Below are 18,750 nucleotides of genomic sequence, written 5' to 3'. Positions count from 1 at the left end.
ATAGATGACAACGGGCGCAATCATGCGCCCCTACAGATTCAACCTGGCTTGTGTAACCTCGCCAGTAAACTGGAGGTATCCCAACGGTTGCCACCCAGCTGTTGTACTTCGCTGTAAAACTGGTCGACTAAGGCGGTTAGTGGCAGGTGGCTGCCGTTTTTACGGGCTTCATTTAAGGCAATGCCTAAGTCTTTACGCATCCAGTCGACGGCGAAGCCAAAGTCGTATTCACCTTTCAGCATGGTCTGATAACGGTTTTGCATCTGCCAGGACTGTGCCGCGCCTTGTGAGATTACCTCGACCACTGCAGCTGCATCCAGCCCCGCATTCTGAGCAAAATGCAGCCCTTCTGCTAAGCCTTGCACCACGCCAGCAATACAGATTTGATTCACCATCTTTGCCAGTTGCCCTGCACCGGCTGAGCCGAGTAATTTGCAGCAGCGCGCATAGGCTTGCATTACCGGCTCCGCTTTCGCAAAAGCGTCTGCCTCCCCGCCTACCATAATGGTTAAGACACCATTCTCAGCACCTGCTTGCCCACCAGATACCGGTGCGTCCAAAAAGCCAATACCTCGCTGCTGACAAGCATCGGCCAGCTCCCGGGCCAACTCTGCAGATGCAGTCGTGTGATCGACCAGTACAGAGCCCGATGCCATAGCAGCTAAGACGCCATCGTCGCCATACACCACCGAGCGGACATCATCGTCGTTACCGACACACAGAAACACCAGTTCAGCTCCAGCAGCGGCTAAGCCCGGTGTACTACCGTACTGACCACCATATTGAGCCGCCCACTGCTTGGCTTTAGCTGTAGTACGATTGTACACCCTGGTCTGATGGCCATTTTGCTGCAAAAAACCAGCCATTGGATAACCCATAACGCCCAAACCAATAAAAGCCGTCGAACGCACACTTACTAATTTTGTCATACCAGTGTCTTACTTTTGTATTAGAGTAGGGCTAAGCGTACAAAGATGCCTTGCAAAAAGCAAAGCACTTATCGTACTTACATCCAAGGAGCTTACTATGAACAGTGTTCATCAGTTTTCTGTAAATAATACTCAAGGGCAAACTGTTGATCTGGCTCAGTACAGGGGCAAGACCTTGTTAATTGTGAACACAGCCAGCCAGTGTGGCTTTACTCCTCAATATCAAGAGCTGGAGCAACTGTATCAGCGTTACCAAGATAAAGGCTTTGTTATCCTCGCCTTTCCCTGCAATCAATTTGGCGGTCAGGAGCCGGGCTCAGATACTGAAATCCAGCAGTTTTGTCAGCTAAATTACGGCGTCAGCTTTCCCGTTCTGGCTAAAGTACAAGTGAATGGCCCCGAAGCCGAGCCATTGTTTGACTACTTGAAAGATCAGGCCAGAGGCCTACTGAAAACTCGTGCGATAAAATGGAACTTTACCAAGTTTTTGATTAATGATCGTGGTCAGGTTGTGAAACGTTATGCGCCACGTACCAAGCCCTCAGCCATCGCACAGAGCGTAGAGGAGTTACTGGATCAGTAATAAACGGCCTCGACTTGATCCAGCGTAAAAGCTAACGCTCTCAGTTTGCTATACTGCCTTGATATCAACTCATTGGACCCGCTCATGAAAGTAACCGTTTACAGTGCAAAAAAATACGACCAGCAAGCTTTTAGTCGCTGGACTTCCAGCCAGCTGGATTTTCACTATCTGGACATGAGACTCAGCAGCGACAGTGTACAGCTGGCCGCTGGAAGCGATGCAATATGCACCTTCGTCAATGATGATCTATCCGCTACGGTGCTGCAGCAGTTATCAGAGAATGGCATCCGTATGATCGCGCTGCGCTGCGCTGGTTTTAATAATGTCGATCTGGAAGCTGCAAAGTCACTCGGTATCCGGGTCGCCCGAGTACCCGCCTACTCCCCTGAAGCAGTCGCAGAGCATACCGTTGGCATGATGTTGACCTTAAATCGCAAACTACACAAAGCTTACAATCGGGTGCGGGATGATAATTTTTCGCTCGATGGTTTATTAGGTTTCAATATGCATGGCAAAACCGTCGGATTAATTGGAACCGGACGGATTGGTAAAGCAACCGCCCGAATTTTAATGGGTTTTGGCTGCACACTGTTCTGCCATGATTTATACCCAGACGACGAACTACAACAACTTGGTGTGCATTATGTCACTTTGGCTGAATTGTATGCAAAGTCCGATATTATTAGTTTGCATTGCCCACTAACTCCGGAAACACACTATTTGATCAACCCTGAAAGCTTGGTGCAAATGAAAAACAATGTCATGTTGATCAACACCAGCCGTGGTGGCTTACTGGATAGCAAAGCAGTCATCAATGCCTTAAAGTCTCGCAAGATTGGTTATTTAGGTTTGGATGTGTACGAGCAAGAAGCTGATTTATTCTTTGAAAATCTATCGGAAATGGTGATTGATGATGATGTCTTTAAGCGCTTATTGACCTTTCCAAATGTATTAATCACCGGTCATCAGGCTTTTTTCACCGAAGAGGCGATGCAACAAATCAGTCAGGTGACCAGTGATAACTTAGTGGCTTTCGCAGCTGGTAAAGCCAGTGGCAATGAACTGTGTTAAAAATTTTTCAATGAGAACAATGCAAAAACCGGGTAGCTGGAGATACTTACTTCACCAGCCACCCGGCTCTCAGATTAAGTGCTCTGTTCTAATTACAAATGATCTTCAAATAACTTAAAGATACGGCGATACTCATCCAGCCAGCTGCTTGGCTGACGAAAGCCATGCGGTTCGACCGGGTAAATCGCTGTTTCAAAGTGGACGATTTCTTGCTCTATTAACCGTTGCACCAAGCGAACCACGTCTTGGAAAAACACATTATCATCCACCATAGGTGCATTGATCAACAGTGGTTTGGTTAAGCCTTGGGTGAAATAAATTGGTGAGCTGCGCTCGTAGGCAATAGGATCGATATCCGGTGTATTCAGAATATTCGAGGTGTAAGGGTGGTTGTAATAAGCCCAATCACTGACCGGACGAAGTGCAGCACCGGCTTGAAACAGATCTGGCTCTTTAAACAATGCCATAAAGGTCATAAAGCCGCCGTAAGAACCACCATAAGTGCCAACCCGCTCACGATCAACATTCACATGCTCTACCATCCAGTTGACACCATCGACCAAGTCTTCAATTTCTGGTGTACCCATTTGGCGGTATATAGCGGTACGCCAATCACGGCCATAACCTTTTGAAGCACGGTAATCCATATCCAATACCACATAGCCGTGCTGAGTCAGCAGGTTGTGAAATAAGAACTCACGGAAATAGCCAGACCAGCCGAGGTCGCTATTTTGCAAATAACCGGCGCCATGGTTAAAAATAACCGCGCGCTTTGGTTCGCCATCCTGATGGTTTTCTGGCAGATACAACTTTGAGAAGATCGGCGCATCGCCATGACTGGAAGGCACGGGTACAATTTTCGGAGCTTGTAGTGGCAGTGCTTTAAACGCTTCGGAAATAGTATCCGTTAATTGAACTACATCCGCGCCCGGAGTTGCGTTAGTTGCATACAACTCAACAGGCTTCAGGTTATTTGAATAACGCAGCAGTAGTTGTTGTTCATTCGGCGACAACACAAAATCAGTTGAGCCAGGTAATGAAGTGACTTGTTGCAGTTGATTATTCGCTAATTCCAGTCGAAACACATCGTACTGACCGGGGTGATTACGATTACCTTTGAAATAGATAAAACGATCATCGGAGGTCAGTACTGGGTTAGCCACTTCAAACGTGCCGCTGGTCAACTGCTGCGGTCGACGCTGGCGCAGTGACTTGCTGTACAGATGGGCATAGCCACTTTCTTCCGATAAAAAGTACAATGTTTCACTCTGGTTCAGCCAGCCAAAATCATTGAAGGCATAATTCACCCAGGCTGAATCGTGCAAGCGATGCTGGGGAACAAGCTTTTTACCATCAAAATCAACCGTTGCTAACCAGCGATCTTTATTATCAAAGGCTTTAAGCATAATAGCCACTTGCTGGCCATTCGGGTGCCAGCGCATCGCGCTCTGCGTCCAGTACCAATCGGTCATCAGGCCAATATCCCGGATCACTTTCTCACTACGATAGCGCTCCCCCCGGGCTCTGGCATTTTCTGCTTTGACGTCTTTGAGTACATCTTCATTGTACCCCGGCAAGCTACTGTAACTGAGCGTATGCTGACTACCATCAGACAAATCTACTAAGATAAGCTGTTGTGGTAACGGTTTAAAATCATGTACCCGACGCCGTACCGATTCTGTCACAATATCTCCTGTTGGGGAGATGTAGTTTGGCATAATGTCTTTATCGCTCGATGCCTGTTGCTCGCGAATGGCAACCAACAAATAATTGGCATTCGGTGCCAAACTGGCATCGACAATGTGTTTATTTTTACCTACATACACGGATTGAGGTGGCATGGCTGGGTTTTGTTGCTTCAACGCTTCCGTTGCTTCATGTCGCTCCAGCTGGTTACGATGCTGCAATGCAACATAATCAATCAATTTATGCTGTTCACGTGCCATGTAACTATCGGGGATGCTGGGTGCTTCTGGCGCATCATCCGTGCGAATACTTAACAACTGCTCGGTCAGGCCAGTATTGACATCAACCGCAAAATAACTCCAGCCTGACCGATACGCTAAGCGACCATCGGCAAGAAATTGCGGATGGCTCTGGCGATCATCAGAGCGTGTCAATTGCGTTAATTCATTGGTTTGCAGATTGCGGGCAAACAAGTTGCCTTGGAACAGGTATGCCATAACAGCACCATCCGCCGAATACACTGCATTTTCTGCACCGATGGTATGCAACTCTGCAAGGGGAACCAAGCGGCCATTGTCCTGAGTATCGGCATCAACAGCTCGCACGAACCAGTCACGGATCTCACTGCCTTCGCGTTTACGCTGATAATAAATATGTTGGTTATCAGCTGACCAGAACGCCGATTCAGGCTGACGGCCTAACCAGTCCGGGTCCGACATGATTTTTTCCATGGTCAGACGAATACTAGGATCACTGGCGTACACTTGTTCCAGTTGAACCGTTTCAATGCTATAAGTTGCAGCTTCTTTCTTAGCCCAGATGGGGAACGAACAAAGGCTCACTCCAACCAGAGCAACAGCGAGGAACGATGGTCTGAATAATTTCATAGTGGCACTTATTATTGGTTGTTAGAAGACAGCCATTTATACAAAGCCTGAGCCAAGCTTGCAAGTAGACTCGATTAATCCAACAACAAACAAGTTCAAATGAGTGAATTGTTCTCAAAATCGCGCCAACTCACACGAGTCAGCACGTTCTGATGGTCATCACATGGTCTGGTATAAGCAGGTGTGGTTACCTGAGGGGTAACTGGCTTATGCAGCCAGTTTCTTGGTTAATTCGTCGATACGGTTCTTTGCTGCAGTGAATGCTTTCTCCGCAGACTCTTCTCCCATATTCAGTCCTTCCGCGTAAATAAAATACTGCTCTGTCAAACCAATGAACTTGAAAAATTGCTCTAGATAAGGAGTTTGGTTATCTGCATTGGTTCCCTGATAGAAGCCACCTCGTGTTGCAAAAATAAACACCGGTTTATTATCCAGTAATCCTACCGAGCCATTTTCAGTGTATTTAAAGGTTAATCCCGCTCTGGCAATACGGTCAAACAAAGCTTTCAACTGAGACGGCACCCCAAAATTATACATAGGCACGCCCAGTACGATAGCATCCGCTTGCTTAACCCGCTCAATCAATTGATCGGAGTGACTTGCTAATGCCTGCTGTTCAGGGGTCCGATCCTCAACTGGTGTCATCCAAGCCGCTATTTCAGGCATATCCAAATGCGGCAATGGTTGCTGCTGCAAGTCAATTCGGTCCAGGCGAACATCAGGAGCCAGGTTTTTAGTAAACTCAGCGATTAACTGACTTGATTGGCCATTTTTGCCACTGATTGAGCTTTCGATAACTAATACATTTTTCATGATCATCTCCTCTTTAATTATTCATTCATAATACAACACAAAAACAGAATGAAAATCAGATTAAATTGCAGAAACCGTTCTAAAAAATAATATAAACCTAAATTCAAATTGGCTACGTATAAAGTGCAGCTCTATCCCGAAGTAAAATTCTTTTTGAAACCAGGACAGACAAATGTTGTTGAACTCACAGCCAATTCAAGGGCATTATGGTAGCTCCAAACTTAAGAGCGATACCATTCAGCCAATGAACGATGAAAGCACCACCAATACCAGAACGGGTCAGTGGGAGGATGCACTGAGCTATGTTGCAGTCAATCAAGATAAAGCGGCTTATGCAGAATTATTTTCTTATTTTGCACCCCGGCTTAAAGCCTTTGGCATGAAAATGTTTGGCAATGAACAGCAAGCTCTTGAGATGGTTCAGGACACCATGTTGAACGTATGGCGTAAAGCACGGTTGTTTGATCCTACTCGTGGTTGTGCTTCAACCTGGATATTTACTATCGCTCGTAATGTTCGTTTTGATATGTTGCGGAAAAAGCAAAGCCGTAAAGATGATATTAGTGCGGATGATTTATGGTACGACGGTAACTATCCTGAACAAGAAGATTCAGGCAGTCACAATTGGGATACCTTGTTGATGGCTGAGAAAGTAGCACCACACTTTGCACGTTTGCCTGAAGCTCAGCGTCAGGTGATGACCAAAGTGTATTTAGAAGAAAAGTCACATCAGGAAGTTTCGGATGAATTGGCCATCCCACTGGGAACCGTTAAATCCCGTATTCGCTTGGCATTGGATCGTTTAAGAGAGGCACTCGATGACACACGCAGTTAAACATCATCCGGGAATTCCATTACTGGAACAATACGTTGAAGGCACCTTAGAAGCTGATGTTGCACTAGCCGTGGCTGCGCACATCGATCTTTGCCCTCACTGTCAGCAACTTTGTCAGGATTTGGCCGTTGAGCAAGGAACTCAACTGCAATTGATGGAGCCGATGGATACCAATACTTCGGAACCAGATTGGCAAGCCATGATGGATAGCATAATTGCTGAATCACCGGACACCGCAGAGCTGCCAAAGCAACACAAGGGCCCAGTAACCGTGCACTGGAAAGACAAAACTTTTCAGGTACCCAGAGCCTTGGCCCGATTGGTTGAACAACAAACCAAATGGACTCAGTTAGGAAGTATTGCTAACAACAAATTACCGGCTGGTGATAAACGTCATGTGTCGCTACTCTACATCGACAAAGACACGGCTATTCCTCAACACACGCACTTAGGTATAGAAATTACTCTTGTACTTAGTGGTGCTATTGTTGATGAGCAAGGTCAGTATGGCGTGGGGGATATTCTGATCAATACACCAGATGACACTCACACTCCACGAACCTTACCCGATCAGGATTGTTTGTGTTTATCAGTATTAAGTGCTCCACTTAAGTTTAATAAGGGGTTCACCCGTTTGTTGAACCCACTGCAGCACTTCTTTTACTAAGTATGTCTACGCGCTACCTGATGCACTCAGGTAGCGCAAACAGCCTATCTACATCGTGCTATAAGGCTAGCTGATGAGTGCCATCCCGCCCTTTAAATTATACAGTTGCTCAAAACCAGCTCTTGCCAATACCTGACACGCCATCAAGCTTCTATTTCCACTGCGGCACACCAACAGCATCGCGTTGTGCTGGGTGATTAAACCATGGCTTAGTGCATGGCAAAGTTTAGATAGAGGAATTTCCAGTACCTGATGGCTGCCTGGTAAATAAGGCGCTAACGCACCTGCACTCTGCTCATGCGGTTCACGCACATCAATCACCTGAGCATCAGGGAAGCGTTGAAAAAATGACGGTAGCCGTGCTGGTTCAATCACTTCTTTGGCATCGGTAGGAGCCACTTCGACCAAGCCACATAAATGCTGCGGTAAGGCTTGTAGCTCAATGGACTCTTTATCGAGCTGTTGTTGCCAATCCTGCTGTACGGCTTGCTCGTCCAGTACTGCCTGCAGTAAAGGTTGCTCCTCTCGAAGCAAGGTGAGCGTGCTAAAAAAGCGTTGGGCATAATCATGGCTGGACAACAGCAGTAGCTCTGGTGCTATGCACTGTTGCAAGGTTTTAATACTACTTATCAGAGCCTGACTGTCACCACCTGCTAAATCTGTGCGGCCTACCCCACCTGGTAAGATAAGATCGCCAACAAAGACAACTAAGGCCTGATCTTGCGGTGATACTTTTGTGGCTGATAATAAGTAGCTGACACCGTCTGAGCTATGACCTGGCGTCGCTATTCGTCTCAAGCGGTAACCACCAAAATCCAGAGTCGATTGCGCTGTCGGCCACCCTAACCGATCGGTCGCGGGTAATGCACTCATATTGAGCAGTGTGCATAGCTCAAGCCGGGCTGACTGGTGATCTTGATGCTGATGCGTGTCGAGTACCGCCACCAATTGCAATTGCTGCCCCTGAATCATGGCATGGAGACGGCTGAGTAACGGCAAAACGGGATCAATCACCACAGCTTGGCTGGTTTCAGGGCAAACAATCACATAACTGCACATCGCTTCGTGTTTTAGCTGGGTGATCCCCTTGGTATGCCACTCCAGTGTCGGTGTCGCATCCGTCAATACCAAACTATGTTTTTGAACGATATCGGCCAATTCCAAAATACGCTGGCAAGCCTGCTGACATTCCTCTGCCATCATCGCAGGGCCAAACGACAAACGAATGGAGCCTTGCGAGCGCCAAGGCTCAAGCCCCATCGCATCAAGCACAAAACTGCTGGGTACTTTTGAGCTGCACGCAGAGCCTGAGCTCACTCGTATACCTGCAGCATCAAACAAGTCCATAATGTCTTTGCTGTAAAAACCGGGTACCGAGAAATTAATGGTTGTAGGCACGCAATAAGGCGCATCACTATTGAGCTCCAGCGCAGGAAAGACCTGCCGAAGAGCAGCCAATAAATCTTCTCGAAACTGCCATAGCTTCGCTATCGGTTGAAATACAGAATCGTCATGCTTTAATAATTCAGCAAGAATGGCATGCAAACCGGCAATACCAGGCAAGTTCTCCGTGCCAGAACGCAAGCCACTTTCCTGCCCACCACCAACAATCATCGGCTGATAAAAAGCATCGGCACGCACGTATAAAAAACCAATCCCTTTTGGCGCATACAGCTTATGGCCACTAAAAGGCGCATAATCAATAGTGGTGCTCGACAGATCCAACTGCATTTTGCCTAGAGCCTGCACACAATCGACCAACCAAGGTACTTCTGTATTTACCTCACGAATAGATGATTCCAGCTGCAATAAATCTTGCTGCACTCCCGTTTCATTATTGGCGGCCATGGTGCAAATGATAGCGGCCTGCGCGCCATGCCGGCGGATAAAATCAACATCCAACAGCCCGTGACGATCAACTGGGATCGCTTGTAGGGTCGCATGCAACTCTAACAATTGATTCCAGTGCTGCAAGCTTTCTGGTACTGCCTTGTGCTCCGTCGCACCATACAGCAGTAACGTAGCAGGACCGCTTTTTCCTTGATGTTTAGCCTGCAATAAAGCAGACAATACAGCAGTCTGGATCCCTTCAGTCGCACCAGAAGTGAAAACAATATCTCCATGACCAGCACCTATGATCTGACGAGCCATCTGTCGGGTCGCTTCCAATTCAACCTTAGCCTTAATACCAGTAGCATGCGCACTGCTTGGATTACCAAAGCAACTGTACATATGATGGATAACAGCCTCCGCAGCACAGGGCAGCACTGGTGTGGTGGCATTGTTATCAAGGTAGACTTCCGGTCGAACTAACACTGGGCTTGGTTTCATAGCAGCTCAACTACATATAACTAAAAAGAATATATTATTCCTTTAGATGATACTTAGCTTTCAGGCTGCCGACAAGAGCTAAGCATTCGCATCTGCATAAAAAAAACCGCCAAGGCGGTTTTTTTAACACATCGATGACTCAATGACGTTTTACTCAATCAAATCTTTGGGAATGCTGTTGCGTAGCCCTGCCCATACTTTGCCACTTTCCCAACCATACTTACGGACCAGAGCAACCACATCATCATGTCGTCCTGCCTCAGCATAACTGCTTAAATCGCTGTAATAACGGCGGGCTAGCTCGCGAGCCTCAGCACTGGAGAAATAAAAGCGAGCAATTTTGGTATAAAGGCCCCGAAAACCATTTAGGATCAGCACATAAATAGCATTGGAGGAATTCAGTGCTAACTCATGATTCAGGTGGTAATCAAAGTCTGCAAAAGCGGCGGCGGTATCTGGCAGAGCATCAGCACCGGCAAAAGCAGCCATTGCTTGCTCGCGATGCGTTTTGATAGCACCACGAATGTATATCGCACTAATATTGGTACGGGCAGATAGCAACTGATCAACCAAATCTGGCATTCTGTCTTGATCCAGTCGCGCCAGCGTTTCCAGTATATTGAGCCCGGAAGTTTCCCAAAAGTTATTCACCTTGGTTGGCTTGCCATGCTGAATGGTCAACCAGCCATCGCGAGCAAGCCGCTGCAGTACTTCGCGTAGCGTCGTTCGGGTGACACCGATCAGTTCGGACAACTCCCGCTCAGCCGGTAAAATGGAACCGGGGGCAAATTTCCCATTCCAAATGGAGTCAACAATGTATTCTTCTGCAAAACCAGCAGGGCTTTGTGCTTTGATTAGATTGGTCATCCAGTGAGGTCCATTTTACAGAGGTTAATAATTAGTGGGGACTGATTGTACCAGAGAAATGTTACTTCACAAGTATTGCAACAAATTTGCCAGCCAATAGCAGCCAGAGTTGTAACTACCTGATCGATCGAATACAGTAACTGCCTCATGTATCAACTTAAACTATACCGGGTGAATGATGTTGGAGTGGCTGAAAAAAAGTTCTAAGCAGCGTTGGTCGTGGCTGGTGCTGTTTCTGACCACCTTTTTGCTAGAGTTGGCTGCACTTTACTTTCAATACGGTCTCGATTTAGAGCCCTGCATTCAATGCGTTTATATTCGTGCCGCCGTCGCTGGTATTATGCTGGCAGCTCTGCTCGCTCTCATCGCCCCAGCAAGTAGTCTAGTGCGCTGGCTTGCTCTGCTTGGCTGGTTAGCGAGTAGTGTTTATGGTTTTATCGCTGCGCAGCGACTGGTGGATATTGAGCAATTGATTGCCGATGGTGGTTTTTATTCTTGCCAACTGTTTGCCGAGTTTCCGAGCTGGCTACCGCTTGATCAATGGCTACCAGCGGTGTTTGACCCTACGGGGCCGTGCGGTGAAATTGATTGGTCCTTTGCCGGCGCATCAATGGCGGCGTGGATGCAATGGATTTTTATTGCTTATGGGCTGGTCGCAATCTTGGTGTTATTGAGTCAATGGGTCCGGATTAATCCGAACCCATACCATGGCTGATTACTCAACAATCGCCAACAACTCTACATCGAACACTAAAGCACTGAATGGGGGAATGGCATGACCTGCTCCCCGCTCGCCATAGGCTAGCTCGTGAGGCACGTATAAGCGGTACTTTGCGCCTACAGGCATCATTTGTAGGGCCTCAGTCCAGCCAGCAATGACGCCTGATACCGGGAACTCAGCAGGTTCACCACGCTGATAAGAGCTATCAAACACAGTGCCATCAATCAAAGTACCGTGATAATGCGTACGAACGGTAGAACTCACGGAAGGTTTAGCTCCTTCACCGGCCGTCAATACTTCAAACTGCAAGCCTGATTCGGTGACCGTAACTTCAGCACGCTTGGCATTTTCTGCCAAAAACTCATCGCCTTTTTGAGCTTCTACTTTGGCATTTTCTGCTTGAGCCTGCTGCATACGCTGGCTAATTTCAGTAAAAGCGGCACGAATTAACTCTTCCGATACGGCAGGTTCTTCGCCTTGATACGCGGCGGTTAACCCTGCAGCAACGGCGGTAATATCCAGCCCGTCAAAAGGATTGTCAGCCAGTTGCTGACCCATTTGTAAACCAATACCATAGCTGGCATGTTGCTCAAGACTTGTATATTCAGACATAAAACTCACTTTGTGATTGGCGCTGCCAGAGCAGCAGTGAGGCACTATAGTACCCTAAAGCAAAGCGACTGTCAGGCCGGTAATTGCTGCAATTGTTGCCATAAGCTTTGAACCAACTGCTGATCCTGCTCGCTTAGCTCACCCTGGTCAATCGCCTGAGATAAGCTGACATTGACCTGCGCCAACAGTTCAGGTTTAGCAAAAGGCTCCGCCGCAACCTGTAAAGTCCCTACCGCTAAATCGAAATGACCGCGTAAATAGCCGGCCGCAAATAATTCATCGTCTGTTGCCGTTGGGATCATCTGATCCAAGTAATCCGACACCTCAGCAACAAACGCTACCGACTGATCCATTTGCACTCCTATTCACCTAATCGATACATCACGTAATCATTGTACCCGGTTAGTACCGGAAGTAAGCCTTGCAGTTCTTGATCCAAACGTGGGTCGCCAGTATCAGCCAGTAATGGCCGTCCGGCTAATTGTTGTAATTTGGTTTTGGTGGCAATCAGCCAGATATGTTCTCGGCCAATAGCTCGGATCACCGCCGGGGACAACTGCTGATTGCCTCGACCAAACACATGGCCCTGACCACCAATCAACGTGATGATCAAACGGCTTGGATAGTCCTGCACCAATTCGAGCAACTGACTAGCTGTCACATCCTTGGCGATCAGCTCGCCATTTTCCACCACATCGACACCAAGAAGCGTATTGTCCAACCCGAGTTCAGCCATTACAGCCGCCACGGTCGAGCCAGAGCCCATTACATATCGAACGTCATCTTCCATTTGGCTGGCAACCCATGCAGCCAGATCATCCAACACCAGCTCTTCGGATTCCTTGCCGCCCATTTTTACGCTTTGCACGTACTGCAATGCGGCGGGGATATGCAGCTCACCAAAACGTCTGGCCTTAACCTCACCAGCACGAAACGCCTGCTCATCGATATCCATGACATCGGCCTGCTTGATGGATACCAAATCGCCAGCCACCAAGCTAGCAACCAGCTTACCCGCAGCAGTTGGGCTAATGGCATAAACACCTGAGTGAATTTTACAGCCAGCAGGAATACCCAAAGCACTTACATGCTCAGGGAGCACTTGGCAAATATTACGGGCGGTGCCATCACCACCGGCAAACAGTAATAAATCAATTCCCGATGCCACCAATGCTTGCACTGCAGCTTCGGTATCTTGCGCACACGTAGGATGCTGCTTCGGTTGATAACAGATTTCAGTCTGAAAACCCATCGTTTCAGCCAATGCTTGCCCCATATCACCAGCAGCTGTTTTAATGATGACTTGCTGTTGCAGTACCAACAATTGCGAAAGTGCCTGTTCGGTTCTATGACCGGCCTGAGGCACAGCTCCCATTGCTAACGCCTGCTCTGCCACACCATCGCTGCCTTTTAACCCGACAGCTCCACCGACTCCTGCTAACGGGTTAATAACCAAACCCAATCGAAAACTTGCTGACATGAGGTGCTATCTCGCCTTAAAAAACAACGGCTGCATTGTACCGTTTTGCCGCATACTTGCCCAGTACCGTAGCTTAGTTTCTGCTGTAGTACTTTCTTGTGCTAGAGTATCAACACCCAACGATGAATAAAGAACACCATGACTGATTTGCAGCATGCTTTTGACCAGCTGAAACAAGCACAACAGGCTCAGCCCTATCCCAACTATCAGCAACGACTGCATCAATTGCAACAGCTTGAGCAAGCAGTCCGCAAGCATCAGCAGCAACTGTGTCAAGCAGTCAGTCAAGACTTTGGCCATCGCTCTGGTGATGAAAGTATCCGTATTGAAATTTTACCCACCGTGCAAGGGCTCGCTTACCATCGAAAGCAGCTGAAATCCTGGATGAAGCCAGAACGTCGTCATGTCAGTGCGTTATTTCAACCCGCAACAAACTGGATTGAGTTTCAGCCTAAAGGGGTTGTTGGTATTATCGTGCCATGGAACTACCCAATTTTTTTGGCATTAGGGCCGCTCATGGCTGCCATTGCCGCGGGTAATCGTGTGATGCTCAAACTATCTGAGGATACGCCCGCAACCAATGAAACTCTGTGCCATTTATTAGCAGAAGTGTTTAGTGTTGATGAAGTAGCCGTCTTTGCTGGTGATGCACAGCAGGCGGCAGAGTTTTCTGCCCTGCCGTTTGATCATCTGTTGTTTACCGGCTCAACGGCCGTTGGACGAAAAGTAATGCAGGCTGCAGCCAACAATTTAACACCGGTGACTCTTGAGCTGGGAGGCAAATCGCCAGCCATTGTTACTAATACCGCGTCTCTGAAGGTAACCGCAGAGCGGCTCGTATTTAGCAAGTGCGTCAATGCCGGCCAAACTTGTGTAGCGCCTGATTATGTCTGGGCTGATCAGCACATCACCCAAGCACTCACCACTGAGCTTACACAAGCGTTTACTCGTTTATATCCCGATTTTGCCAATAACCAGGATTACAGCCACATTTGTACAGAACGACAACGCCTTCGGCTCGTGAAGTTGCTGCAAGATGCAGAACAACAAGGCGCCACCATCATCAGTTGTTCAGAACATGCATGGTCACACTACCTGCTCGAATCTTCAGACGCTAAGCTACCTCTACAGTTGGTGTTTAACCTGCCCGACCACGCTACCCTGCTGCAAGAAGAGATCTTTGGCCCCATCTTACCCATGCGTAGTTATCAGCAGATCAATCAAGCCATACAGGCCATTCAGCAAGGCGAGCGTCCTTTGGCACTGTATTTGTTTAGTCAGGATAAAACATTGCACAAGCAATTATTGCAGCATACACACTCCGGTGGCGTGACGTTAAATGATTGCTTGATGCAAGTCGCGCAGGATGATTTACCCTTTGGTGGTACCGGCTCATCTGGCATGGGAAGTTATCATGGTAAAGAGGGGTTTTTAACCTTTAGTCATGCCAAAGCCGTGCACCGAAAAGGCTGGTGGCACCCCGGCAAGTTAATTTACCCACCCTATAATAAACACTGGTTCAACAAGCTGCTCAATTGGCTGCTACGGGCATAAATTTTCAGACTATGCTTAACTATCCTGACCTGTTAAGGCTTGTACATACGCAAACAAATAACCGCTCTATTCCTTTGCAGTTGAGCGCTACCTTCTTATACCAGCTGGACCTTTGATCTAATCATTAGCAATAACTACCTATTTGATGGAGTGAGCCAAACCGATAAAAAAGCCGCTGTGCTGCCGGGGCTGGTCTGGGAAGCCGGTAATGGACTCTATGCTGGCTTGCGGGTTTCTAATGTGGACTTTGGCGAAGGTACCAAAGTCGAGTTTGATGGCTATATAGGTTACTACCACCAATTCAATCACTTTGGTATGGACATTGGTTTTCCGCAATACACCTATCACGGCAAAAGCTATAGTTCAGACTTAAACTTTCGAGAGCTGTATCTGATCCGTCGATAGGTCGTTCATTCTGAGCGCAACCGATGCACCTGAGCCGGTAAACAAAGTGCCAATAAGGTAGCAAATCCGGCCATTGCGGCGGCAATGAGAAAGGTTTGGCTCGCACCAGCGCCATCTTGCCATAAAATACCAGCCCCGTAGGCACCAACTGCACCACCGCCACCAAAAATTAACCCGGCGTAAAACGCCTGTCCCTTACTGCGTTGTTTGCGTGGAAAATAATGCTGAATAAACTGCATGGCACAGCTGTGTGCTATGGCAAAGCTGGCCGCATGCATCAACATACTGATCATCAGCCAAAGCGGTGAGTGTGCCAGATAGGCCAGCATCAACCAGCGCACCATGGTCAAAGCGTAGCAACAACTGAGTACCAAACGATAACTGCGGTTTTTGAGCAGCCACCCCATCCAGAAAAAAGCAACGATTTCAGCCAGCACGGCCAAGCTAATTAATAGCCCTGTATCAATACCACTATAGCCAAGATCGCGCGCATACAAAGTAAAAAAGGCATAAAAAGGGGCAAAGCTCATTTGCAGAATAAATGCCGCACCCATAAAACATACAAATACCGGCTTTCGCAACAGCGACCAATACCCCGGCACCTGTTCTACAGGTTCAGCCCGAACCTCAGCTGCAGGCAACAAAAATAAGCTGAGGATCAACAGCCCCATCAAAATTGCGGCACCATATGGCAAGCTTTCCGTACCAAATTGCTGCAACAGCAAGCCACCTACCATCACCAATACAATATAACCCAAGCTGCCACTGCTACGGATCCGACTGTAGCGCTCAGTATTATCGTTTAAAAAATGAAACGTAGTCACTTCGAGTTGCGGTAAAATCGCGGTCCAAAAAAAGCTAAACAAGCTGAGCCCGACCACCAGCAATAAAAAGCCTTGATCGAAAAAGCTACTAAACCAACCTATCGTTGCCAGCACAGCTCCCCATTGCATCACCTGAGTTGGCTTGCCTTGACGATCAGCCAGAGCAGCCCAAATGCTGGGACCGACAATTCGGGTTGCAGTGACAATAGCCAGTAACACACCGATATCGTATGAGCTTAACCCACGACCATCAAGAAAGAGACCAAGATAAGGGATGAAGATCCCGAGAACACCAAAATATGCGAAGTATGCCAGCACCAGGGCTGGCACGGTATTTAGCGTAAAACGACCTTTCATTCGTCCTGCTGACGGGCAATATCTGGGGTGGTACAAACGACATCATGGTTCTGTGCACGCTGCCGTAAAAAGTGGTCCATCAGCACAATGGCCAACATCGCTTCAGCAATAGGCACCGCCCGGATGCCCACACAAGGGTCATGGCGGCCTTTGGTTAGCATATCGACCGGCTGACCATGAATATCAATACTTTGCCCTGGAATGCTGATGCTGGAGGTGGGTTTCAGTGCAATACTGACCCGAATGTCTTGACCGCTACTAATACCACCCAATACACCGCCTGCATGATTGGCACTAAACCCTTCCGGACGCAACTCATCTCTGTGAGTTGATCCCTTTTGTTCAACCACCTCGAAACCATCACCAATTTCGACCGCCTTCACTGCATTAATGCTCATCATCGCATGCGCTATATCGGCATCCAGCCGATCAAATACCGGCTCTCCCCAACCAACGGGTACTCGGCTGGCAACCACATTCACTCTGGCTCCAACCGAATCACCTGACTTTTTAAGTTCGCGCATGTAATCATCCAAGGCTGTCAACTGATCAGGGTCAGGACAGAAAAACGGATTGTTGTGCACTTCATCCCAGTTCAGCTGCTGTGCTTTTACCGGGCCCAGCTGAGCCAAATAGCCACGGATTTCCATGCCAAATTTTTCTCTCAGATATTTTTTGGCAATAGCACCAGCGGCCACCCGCACAGCCGTTTCGCGAGCAGATGAACGACCACCACCACGATAATCACGCAGGCCAAATTTATGCCAGTAGGTGTAGTCAGCATGGCCGGGGCGAAACACATCTTTGATTTTTGAATAATCTTGCGAGCGCTGATCGGTGTTCTCAATCAACAGGCCGATAGAGGCTCCCGTACTGGTATCTTCGAACACACCGGATAAAATTTTCACTTCATCCGCTTCACGTCGAGCCGTAGTATAACGAGAGGTACCGGGCTTTCTGCGGTCTAACTCCAATTGGATGTCTTCAGCTGTAATAGTCAGACCCGGTGGGCAGCCATCGACAATGCCCCCAATCGCAGGTCCATGACTTTCACCAAAAGTCGTTACCCGAAACAACTGCCCGATACTATTTCCAGCCATTTAAAACTCCTCAAATAATGGTTGGCAACGCACCAACTCTGCTTTATCAACCACAAAGACACCTATTCCACCCTGATTAAACTCCAGCCAGCGTAGCCCCGCCTCTGGTAACAACTGCTGCAATGCCACCATACTATTACCCACCTCACACACCAAGACACCATGCTCGGTAAGGTGAGCGGCTGCATGGCGCAGGATCTGCCGGGTCAGTGCCAAGCCATCGTGCCCGGAAGCCAAGCCAAGTTCAGGCTCATGCCGGAACTCATCGGGCAAATCAGCCATATCCTCGGCATCAACATAGGGTGGATTGGTAACAATTAAATCGTATTGTTGGCCAGCAAGGCCACTAAAACCGTCGGAAAGAATAGGAAAAACGCGGTGCTGTAACTGATGTTCAGCAATATTAAATTCAGCCACCGCCAATGCATCCGGGCTGATATCAGCAGCATCGACTTCTGCTTCCGGAAACTGATAAGCACAAGCAACGGCGATACAGCCCGAACCGGTACATAAATCAAGAATGCGCTCTGGTACCCGGCCCGCTAATTGCTCGCTGAATCCCTGCTGGATCAATTCAGCAATGGGTGAGCGCGGTACCAACACTCGTTCATCCACATAAAAAGGCAGCCCGGCAAAGTACGCCTGATTGGTTAAATAAGCGGCAGGAACACGTTGTTCAATGCGTTGTTGCAATAAACGCAAAAACTCGCGTCGCTCTTCCAGAGTTAAACGGGCACTAAACAAGGTTTCATCGGTAATAGGCGGTAAGTAAAGTACTGTTGCCAGCAAACTGGCTGCTTCGTCCCAGGGGTTATCCGTACCATGGCCGAGAAACACTCCACTTTGATGCAACCGGCTTACCCCCCAACGCAACCAATCTTGAATGGTATGAAGAGTCTGTAGAGCATCATCAATGAGGTCGGCTTCGAATAACGAAGGGAGTCTGCTTTCATCTGTGTCTGAGGTCATTACTAATCAACTCTATTGCTCCTGACATGCAGCCTGATTTGTATTGCCAGGATAGATTC

Annotated in this window: 18 protein-coding genes; 7 read left to right on the top strand and 11 right to left on the bottom strand. The window is 48.0% G+C overall.

The features are described from left to right. Nucleotides 1–38: 38 nt before the first annotated feature. Nucleotides 39–929, bottom strand: coding sequence for an NAD(P)-dependent oxidoreductase (locus tag Q3O60_RS09590; protein ID WP_305893701.1), 891 nt, complete (start codon nt 927–929; stop codon nt 39–41). Between the two features lie 97 nt (nt 930–1,026). Here Q3O60_RS09590 and Q3O60_RS09585 point away from each other — a divergent pair, with 97 nt between their 5' ends. Next, nucleotides 1,027–1,512 carry a glutathione peroxidase gene (locus Q3O60_RS09585; RefSeq protein WP_305893700.1) on the top strand — a complete coding sequence of 162 codons (486 nt, stop codon included), beginning with the start codon at nt 1,027–1,029 and terminating at the stop codon, nt 1,510–1,512. Nucleotides 1,513–1,596: 84 nt separating this feature from the next. Next, the gene (locus Q3O60_RS09580; RefSeq protein WP_305893699.1) at nt 1,597–2,583 is read left to right on the top strand and encodes a 2-hydroxyacid dehydrogenase; all 987 of its coding nucleotides are present in this window, start codon (nt 1,597–1,599) and stop codon (nt 2,581–2,583) included. Nucleotides 2,584–2,675: 92 nt separating this feature from the next. Here Q3O60_RS09580 and Q3O60_RS09575 read toward each other — a convergent pair whose 3' ends face one another. Continuing rightward, nucleotides 2,676–5,156, bottom strand: coding sequence for a S9 family peptidase (locus Q3O60_RS09575; RefSeq protein WP_305893698.1), 2,481 nt, complete (start codon nt 5,154–5,156; stop codon nt 2,676–2,678). Between the two features lie 207 nt (nt 5,157–5,363). Further along, nucleotides 5,364–5,969, bottom strand: a complete 606-nt coding sequence (locus Q3O60_RS09570; RefSeq protein ID WP_305893697.1) for an FMN-dependent NADH-azoreductase — start codon at nt 5,967–5,969, stop codon at nt 5,364–5,366. Between the two features lie 244 nt (nt 5,970–6,213). Between Q3O60_RS09570 and Q3O60_RS09565 the strand changes: the two genes are divergently transcribed. Beyond that, the gene (locus Q3O60_RS09565; RefSeq protein WP_305893722.1) at nt 6,214–6,804 is read left to right on the top strand and encodes a sigma-70 family RNA polymerase sigma factor; all 591 of its coding nucleotides are present in this window, start codon (nt 6,214–6,216) and stop codon (nt 6,802–6,804) included. Then, nucleotides 6,788–7,471, top strand: a complete 684-nt coding sequence (locus Q3O60_RS09560; protein ID WP_305893696.1) for a ChrR family anti-sigma-E factor — start codon at nt 6,788–6,790, stop codon at nt 7,469–7,471. The genes Q3O60_RS09565 and Q3O60_RS09560 overlap by 17 nt, the downstream gene beginning before the upstream one ends. A 66-nt stretch (nt 7,472–7,537) precedes the next feature. Here Q3O60_RS09560 and Q3O60_RS09555 read toward each other — a convergent pair whose 3' ends face one another. Continuing rightward, nucleotides 7,538–9,802: an aminotransferase class V-fold PLP-dependent enzyme gene (locus Q3O60_RS09555; protein WP_305893695.1), complete on the bottom strand. Its 2,265-nt coding sequence runs from the start codon at nt 9,800–9,802 to the stop codon at nt 7,538–7,540. A 150-nt stretch (nt 9,803–9,952) separates the two neighbouring features. Next, the gene (fadR, locus tag Q3O60_RS09550; protein ID WP_305893694.1) at nt 9,953–10,669 is read right to left on the bottom strand and encodes a fatty acid metabolism transcriptional regulator FadR; all 717 of its coding nucleotides are present in this window, start codon (nt 10,667–10,669) and stop codon (nt 9,953–9,955) included. A gap of 178 nt (nt 10,670–10,847) precedes the next feature. On the opposite strand from fadR, the gene dsbB reads away from it, so the two are divergent. Next, on the top strand, nt 10,848–11,384 hold the full coding sequence (gene dsbB, locus Q3O60_RS09545; RefSeq protein ID WP_305893693.1) for a disulfide bond formation protein DsbB: 537 nt from the start codon (nt 10,848–10,850) through the stop codon (nt 11,382–11,384). Here dsbB and bamJ read toward each other — a convergent pair whose 3' ends face one another. From bamJ to Q3O60_RS09530, 3 genes are all read right to left on the bottom strand, one after another. Beyond that, nucleotides 11,385–12,002: a BamJ family beta-barrel-assembly machinery protein gene (gene bamJ, locus Q3O60_RS09540; RefSeq protein ID WP_305893692.1), complete on the bottom strand. Its 618-nt coding sequence runs from the start codon at nt 12,000–12,002 to the stop codon at nt 11,385–11,387. A gap of 71 nt (nt 12,003–12,073) precedes the next feature. After that, nucleotides 12,074–12,355: a YfcL family protein gene (locus Q3O60_RS09535; RefSeq protein WP_305893691.1), complete on the bottom strand. Its 282-nt coding sequence runs from the start codon at nt 12,353–12,355 to the stop codon at nt 12,074–12,076. A gap of 8 nt (nt 12,356–12,363) precedes the next feature. Next, nucleotides 12,364–13,482, bottom strand: a complete 1,119-nt coding sequence (locus Q3O60_RS09530) for an ATP-NAD kinase family protein (RefSeq protein WP_305893690.1) — start codon at nt 13,480–13,482, stop codon at nt 12,364–12,366. Nucleotides 13,483–13,620: 138 nt separating this feature from the next. Between Q3O60_RS09530 and Q3O60_RS09525 the strand changes: the two genes are divergently transcribed. Together Q3O60_RS09525 and Q3O60_RS09520 are read left to right on the top strand one after the other, a co-directional pair. Next, complete coding sequence (locus Q3O60_RS09525; protein WP_305893689.1) at nt 13,621–15,036, top strand: coniferyl aldehyde dehydrogenase; 1,416 nt, start codon at nt 13,621–13,623, stop codon at nt 15,034–15,036. 120 nt (nt 15,037–15,156) lie between these two features. After that, the gene (locus Q3O60_RS09520; protein ID WP_369812656.1) at nt 15,157–15,441 is read left to right on the top strand and encodes a TorF family putative porin; all 285 of its coding nucleotides are present in this window, start codon (nt 15,157–15,159) and stop codon (nt 15,439–15,441) included. Between the two features lie 5 nt (nt 15,442–15,446). Here Q3O60_RS09520 and Q3O60_RS09515 read toward each other — a convergent pair whose 3' ends face one another. From Q3O60_RS09515 to prmB, 3 genes are read right to left on the bottom strand one after another with little or no spacing between them, the layout of a single operon-like run. Next, nucleotides 15,447–16,622, bottom strand: a complete 1,176-nt coding sequence (locus Q3O60_RS09515; protein ID WP_305893688.1) for an MFS transporter — start codon at nt 16,620–16,622, stop codon at nt 15,447–15,449. Further along, nucleotides 16,619–17,722 carry a chorismate synthase gene (aroC, locus tag Q3O60_RS09510; protein ID WP_305893687.1) on the bottom strand — a complete coding sequence of 368 codons (1,104 nt, stop codon included), beginning with the start codon at nt 17,720–17,722 and terminating at the stop codon, nt 16,619–16,621. Before aroC ends, Q3O60_RS09515 begins: the two co-directional genes overlap by 4 nt. Then, a complete protein-coding gene (prmB, locus tag Q3O60_RS09505; protein ID WP_305893686.1) occupies nt 17,723–18,691 on the bottom strand; it encodes a 50S ribosomal protein L3 N(5)-glutamine methyltransferase in 969 nt (322 codons plus the stop codon). It lies immediately after the preceding gene. Between the last annotated feature and the right edge of the window lie 59 nt (nt 18,692–18,750).

This window comes from Alkalimonas collagenimarina (genome assembly GCF_030717845.1).
Taxonomy (GTDB): domain Bacteria; phylum Pseudomonadota; class Gammaproteobacteria; order Enterobacterales; family Alteromonadaceae; genus Alkalimonas; species Alkalimonas collagenimarina.
This window is presented reverse-complemented; position numbering and strand designations above follow the sequence as displayed.